Source organism: Bradyrhizobium sp. (genome assembly GCF_019242285.1).
Taxonomy (GTDB): domain Bacteria; phylum Pseudomonadota; class Alphaproteobacteria; order Rhizobiales; family Xanthobacteraceae; genus Bradyrhizobium.
This window is the reverse complement of record NZ_JAFAVV010000894.1, coordinates 1-6,284: the sequence shown is the minus strand read 5'-3', so window position 1 is coordinate 6,284 and position 6,284 is coordinate 1. Positions and strand designations below refer to the sequence as shown.

5 protein-coding genes are annotated in these 6,284 nt (G+C 66.7%); 2 read left to right on the top strand and 3 right to left on the bottom strand.

Going from position 1 to position 6,284, the window contains the following annotated elements; genetic code table 11:
- Both JOY90_RS36670 and JOY90_RS36665 read left to right on the top strand, forming a co-directional pair.
- Positions 1–439: histidine phosphatase family protein (locus JOY90_RS36670; RefSeq protein WP_291695968.1), on the top strand; the 439-nt coding region annotated here is incomplete at its 5' end.
- Positions 440–593: 154 nt separating this feature from the next.
- Positions 594–860, top strand: a complete 267-nt coding sequence (locus tag JOY90_RS36665; RefSeq protein ID WP_291695967.1) for a hypothetical protein — start codon at positions 594–596, stop codon at positions 858–860.
- Positions 861–903: 43 nt separating this feature from the next.
- On the opposite strand, the gene JOY90_RS36660 is transcribed toward JOY90_RS36665, so the two are convergent.
- The 3 genes from JOY90_RS36660 to JOY90_RS36650 form a co-directional block, all read right to left on the bottom strand.
- Positions 904–2,139, bottom strand: a complete 1,236-nt coding sequence (locus JOY90_RS36660) for a CaiB/BaiF CoA-transferase family protein (RefSeq protein WP_291695966.1) — start codon at positions 2,137–2,139, stop codon at positions 904–906.
- Positions 2,140–2,277: 138 nt separating this feature from the next.
- A complete protein-coding gene (locus JOY90_RS36655) occupies positions 2,278–4,608 on the bottom strand; it encodes a Tex family protein (RefSeq protein ID WP_291695965.1) in 2,331 nt (776 codons plus the stop codon).
- A gap of 268 nt (positions 4,609–4,876) precedes the next feature.
- Positions 4,877–5,713: a glucose 1-dehydrogenase gene (locus tag JOY90_RS36650; protein ID WP_291695964.1), complete on the bottom strand. Its 837-nt coding sequence runs from the start codon at positions 5,711–5,713 to the stop codon at positions 4,877–4,879.
- Positions 5,714–6,284 lie beyond the last annotated feature (571 nt).

The following is a 6,284-nucleotide window of genomic DNA, read 5'->3' as shown; positions in this document are numbered from 1 at the left end:
CGACGCCGAGCGCCAGCTCACCGACCAGGGGCGCGCGCAAGCCGAGGCGATCGGCGAGGCGATGCGCAGGCTCAAGATTCCTGTCGCCATGGTCCTGACCAGCACCTTGCAGCGCGCGATCGACACCGGGACCCTGCTCGGCTTCGGCGAGATCCAAGCCACCACCGACCTGACCGAGAGCGGGCCTTCGATTTCGCCTGATGAGAACGAGCGGCGCGCCCAGGTGCTCCGCCATCTCGTCTCGGTTCACCCGCCGGCCGACAACAACGTCGTGATCGTCACCCACAAGCCAAACATCGTCGCGGCCTTCGGCAACGACTGGTCCGGCATCCGCGAGGGCGAAGCCTCGGTGTTCGAGCCGGACGGCAAGGGCGGCTTCAAGCTGGTCGCCACCGTTCAGGCCGACGCGTGGAGCAGGCTGGCGCAATCCCAGCACTAGCGATCTGGTGCAGACATGGCGGCGATCACAGCTTGACGCGCACTCACGTCGCGTTGAAGCATCGTGAGCGGACGTCCCCTTTAAACGAGTAGAAGCCCTACGCATCTTGCGCGTGGAGGCCAACTGCCATGGCTTCGTTGAAAGGAGACCATCGATGTCCAGGATCATCATGCTGTCCGCGGCGCTGATTGCCACCGCCGCGCTCGCGGCGCCCGCGACGGCGCGCAATGGGCACACCCGTCATGTCGCCCAGGAGACCTACGCACAAAGCACCTACGCGCCGGATGCATACCGGCCGGCTTATGGCGAACCCTATGCCTACGGTCGGGCCTGCGCGCCGGCGCCGCGCGTCGGCGCATTTGCGACCGCACCCTGGACCGGCGCCGACGTTCCTTGCCAGCCTTGGGCCGGCGCCTACTGAGCACAACGCGACTTGAGGTCGGATTGCGTTGCGCGATCCGGCCTCATTCGGCGCCTTGCGCCGCGAACACCGCGCCTTCCTTCTCGAAGGCGGCGATTTCCGCATCGTCGAAACCGTGCTGGCGCAGCACCTCCTTGGTGTGCTCACCATAGACCGGCGCGCCGTGACGCACGCTGCCCGGCGTCTCCGAGAACTTCACCGGCAGACCGATGGTCTTCACCGGCCCAAGCGTCGTGTGCTCGACCTCGACCACCATGTCGCGCGCCAGCGTCTGCGGATCGTCTAGCGCCTCCAGCATGTCGTGAACGGGGCCGCACGGCACGCCCTTCGCATCCAGTGCGGCCAGCCAATGGGCGCGGGTGTTGCCGCGAAACCGCTCGTTCAGCTCGGCTTCGAGCTCCTTCAGATTGGCCATGCGGTCGGCGCCGTTGACGAAGCGCGGATCGGAAGCGAGTTCCGGCGCGCCGAGCGCTTCCAGCATCAGCGGCCAATGCTTCCTGCTGGCACCGCCGACCACGAGCCAGCCATCGGAGGCCTCGAAGGCCTGGTACGGCGCGTTGAGCGGATGCGCGGAGCCCATCGCGCGCGGCGCCGTGCCGGCCGCGAGCGCAATGGTCGACTGCCAATAGGTCTGCACCAGCGCCGCCTCGTAGAGCGAGGTCTCGACCCATTGCCCTTCGCCCGTCTTCAGCCGATGGCTGTAGGCGGCGAGGATTCCCATGCTCGCCAGGATGCCGGCCGTGATGTCGGAAAGCGGCGGCCCGCATTTGACCGGCGGCCCGTCGGGGCGTTCACCGGTGAAACTCATGATGCCGCTCATCGCCTGCGCCATCAGGTCGAAGCCACGTCGATGGCTGTAGGGGCCGGTGCGGCCGAAGCCCGAGAGCGAGCAGTAGATCAGCGCCGGAAATGCCTCGTGCAGCTCCGCATAGCCGAACCCGAGCCGCTCCATCGCACCGGGCGCGAAATTCTCGACCAGGACGTCGGCGGAAGCGATCAAGCGGCGCAGCACCTTCTTGCCGCCGGTCGTCTTGAGATCGAGCACGATGCCGCGCTTGTTGCGGTTCATCATCAGGAAGGACGCCGCCTCGTCGCCGATCTTCGGCGGGACGGTGTGCCGCGTGTCGTCCCCGCCCGGCAATTTCTCGATCTTGATGACGTCGGCGCCGATGTCCGCCAGCATCAAAGTGCAGGTCGGGCCGGCCATGACATGGGTGAGATCGATGACCCTGAGGCGGGCGAGCGGCCCCGGGTGCGTCGCGCGATCACCGTCTGACATGCCGGCCCTCCTTCTTCGTTGCGTCGGCCTTCGCTGCGTCGGCGCTCCCTCTTCGTGCGAGTTTGAACGGCGCATATCGGAATGGCAAGCAAGCGGCACCGCATGGCGGATAAGCATTTCAATGGCGCATCCGTCGTTCTAGACCCGCGACTTGCCCGGCCCGTTCTTCTCGGCCGCGCGGCGCAGGGCGTCGGCGAGCGCGCTGCCGGCCTGCTCCCGCGGCTTCTTCGCCGACGACATTTTCGCGGAGCCGCGGAAGCTGTCGCCCGACGATGCCTTCGCATCCTTCTTGCCGACCTCGTCGTCGAGCCGCAAGGTCAGCGCGATGCGCTTGCGGGCGACCTCGACGTCGAGCACCTTCACCTTGACGATGTCGCCAGGCTTGACCACCTCGCGCGGGTCCTTGATGAAGTTCTTCGACATCGCCGAGATGTGAACCAGCCCGTCCTGATGCACACCGATGTCGACGAAGGCGCCGAAGGCGGCGACATTGGTCACGGTGCCTTCGAGGATCATGCCCTTCTTCAGGTGCTTGATCTCCTCGACGCCTTCCTTGAACACCGCGGCCTTGAAGGCGGGGCGTGGATCGCGGCCGGGCTTCTCCAATTCGCGCAGGATGTCCGTCACCGTCGGCAGGCCGAAAGTGTCGTCGACGAAGCTTTGCGGCCTCAACTGGCGCACGACGTCGCCATTGCCGATCAGCGCCTTGATGTCGCTCTTGGTCGCCGCGAGAATCCGCCGCACCACCGGATAGGCTTCCGGGTGCACGCCCGACGCGTCGAGCGGATCCACGCCGTCATTGACGCGCAGGAAGCCCGCGCATTGCTCGAACGCCTTCGGGCCGAGCCGCGGCACGTCCTTCAGCGCCTTGCGCGACTTGAACGCCCCGTTCGAATCGCGATGCTGCACGATGCTCTGCGCCAGCCCGGGGCCGACGCCCGATACCCGCGCCAGCAGAGGGACGGACGCGGTGTTGACGTCGACGCCGACCGCATTGACGCAATCCTCGACCACCGCGTCGAGCGATTTCGCGAGCTTGGATTCGCCGAGATCGTGCTGATACTGCCCGACACCGATCGCCTTCGGCTCGATCTTGACCAGCTCCGCCAGCGGGTCCTGCAGCCGTCGCGCGATCGAGACCGCGCCGCGCAACGTGACATCGAGCCCCGGCAATTCCTGCGATGCGTAGGCCGAGGCCGAATAGACCGACGCGCCGGCTTCGGAAACGACGATCTTGGTCATCTTCAAGTCGGGCAGGCCCTTCACCAGATCGGTCGCGAGCTTGTCGGTCTCGCGCGAGGCGGTGCCGTTGCCGATCGCGATGAGGTCGACGCGGTGCATGATCGCGAGCTTGCCGAGCGTCGCCAGCGCCTCGTTCCACTGCCGCTGCGGCTCATGCGGATAGACCGCGGTGGTCGCGAGCACCTTGCCGGTCGAATCGACGATGGCGACCTTGACGCCGGTGCGATAGCCGGGATCGAGCCCCATGGTGACGCGGGCGCCGGCCGGCGCCGCCAGCAGGAGATCGCGCAGGTTCGAGGCGAACACCCGCACCGCCTCGGTCTCGGCCGCCTGCCATAGCCTGAGGCGCAGATCGACATTGAGATGCACCTGGATCTTGGTGCGCCAGGCCCAGCGCACCGTCTCCTTGAGCCAGCGATCGCCCGGCCGCCCCTGGTCGGAGATGCCGAAGCGCACCATGATCTTCATCTCATAGGCGCCGGGCACGTTCGCCCCCGGCGGCACCGCCTCCGGCTCGATCTGCAGGTCGAGAATCTCCTCCTTCTCGCCGCGGAACAGCGCCAGGATGCGGTGCGACGGCAGCTTGTTCAGCGGCTCGCCGAAATCGAAATAGTCCTTGAACTTCTCGCCCTCGGTCTTCTTGCCGGTGCGCACCTTGGACTGCATCCGGCCCTGCGACCACATCTCCTCGCGCAGCGCGCCGATCAGGTCGGCATCCTCGTCGAACCGCTCGACCAGGATGGCCCGCGCACCCTCCAATGCCGCCGCCACGTCGGCCACGCCCTTCTCGGCATCGACGAAGGCCGCCGCCGCGGCGTTCGGGTCGCTCTCGGGCTGTGTCAGCAACAGCTCGGACAACGGCTCGAGCCCGGCTTCCTTGGCGATCTCGGCCTTGGTGCGCCGCTTCGGCTTGTAGGGGAGATAGATGTCCTCCAGCCTGGCCTTGCTGTCGGCCGCCATGATGGTCGCTTCCAGCGCGGCATCGAGCTTGCCCTGCTCGCGGATCGAATTGAGGATCGCGGTGCGCCGTTCCTCCATCTCGCGCAGATAGGTCAGCCGCTCCTCCAGCGTGCGCAGTTGCGCATCGTCGAGCGCGCCGGTCAATTCCTTGCGATAGCGGGCGATGAAGGGAACGGTGGCGCCGCCGTCGAGCAAGGTCACGGCGGCCTCGACCTGCGCGTCGCGAACCCCAAGCTCCTGCGCAATCCGTTGACTAATGCTTGCCATACATCCACCTGAAGCAGGCGCGGCAGAGAGCCGGCCGCGGGACGCCGCTTATGAACATGTTCGATTGATTCATCAAGCCGCCCCGCAAGGCAATCGACCGGGGCTCTCGTCCGGCGGAAATCCTCCGATTTCTCCGCCGGTTTGCGGCGCAATTCCTGTTGATCAATCCCACACCGCCGCGATGTTGCCGCACTACAACAGCCGTCGCGCATCCGCGCCATCCACGTGTCGGGCTCTCCCACACGCCATTCGCCGAGGTGACGTCCCGTCAACTCGCCCAATTGTCGCGAAATTCGCCGAATAGCGTGATGCCGCCGCAGGCATAGATGGTCTGGCCGGTGATGTAGCTCGCGTCGTCGGACGCGAGAAAGGCGAACACCGCGGCGATCTCCTCGACCGTGCCGACCCGTCCGAGCGGGATGTGGCTTTCGACGATCGCGCGCTTGGCCTCATCGCCGGTCCAGGCGGCATTAAGCGGCGTTTCGATCGCGCCGGGCCCGACCGCGTTGACGCGGATGCCGCGGCCGGCGAATTCGAGCGCGAGCGTGCGCGTCAGGTTGGCCATCGCTCCCTTGCTGAGGGAGTAGGCGAGATAGCCGGGCTTCGGGATGATCTGGTGCACGCTCGAGCAGTTGATGATCGTGCCGCCTCCCCCGCGTGCGACGAAATGCGCAAGCGCCTGCTTCGCGCAGAGCACGGCACCGGTCAGGTTCACATCGAGGATGCGGCGATAGGCTTCGACGTCGAGCGCCTCGCTCGGCGATCCCTGCTGAATGCCGGCATTGTTGACGAGGCAATCGAGACGCGGCCAGCGCGCCAGCACCGTCTCGAACATGGTTGCGATCTCCGCTTCGACGGCGATGTCGGCATGCACGACAAAATGGTCGCGCGCGTCATGGCCGTGCTCCGCCGATGCCTCCTTGACGCGCGCCAGCGTTTCCTCGGCGTCGGAACGCGGACCGACAAAGTTGATCGCGACATGGGCGCCTTCCTGCGCGAAGCGCACCGCAACCGCGCGGCCGATGCCCTGCGAAGCGCCGGTGACAAGTGCGTGCCGCCCGGCCAGCCGCGACGGAAAGGACATTGAACCACCTGACTGCTGCATCGTCGGCCCCGGGTTGCTGACAAGATGGACGCCGCCTCGGCAGGACGCCCGCGCTCGGACATCGACTCTTCGACGGGATTCGTCACACCGCATCTCATGACGGATGTCAAATAGCCAAAACCTCGCATTCTCGCGGCGCGTTCGGCGCCCGAGCTGTGCAAGGCGAGACCCTCTCGAGAAGTGAGAGGGCGCAGGGAAGACCGGGTGCCGGCTGGCACCCGCGGCCCCCGTGCACAGGAAACGCACGGGGCAGGAACCACAGGCTCAGCCGAGTTGACCCGGCCTTCCCTGCGCGATGGTCTACGGCGTACTCTGCGATCTCCTCGGTGCACCGGGCTTGTTGGCCACCGTCGCCCGCGTGATGCGAAGCATCATCGCGGGCTTGATCCCAGCATCGGGGGACCAGAACCACGCAGCTTGGCCGTCCGCGAATGCCGCCATCGAAGCCGACGCGACAGGCCTCGTATCAGCCCATCGCCGCCCGACACCGGCAGGTCGGCTCGTTCGTCGGACGCATCAAGCGCCTGCGAGCCGTCGCGGCCACCGCTCCCCGCCTCCACGTCCGTGACGA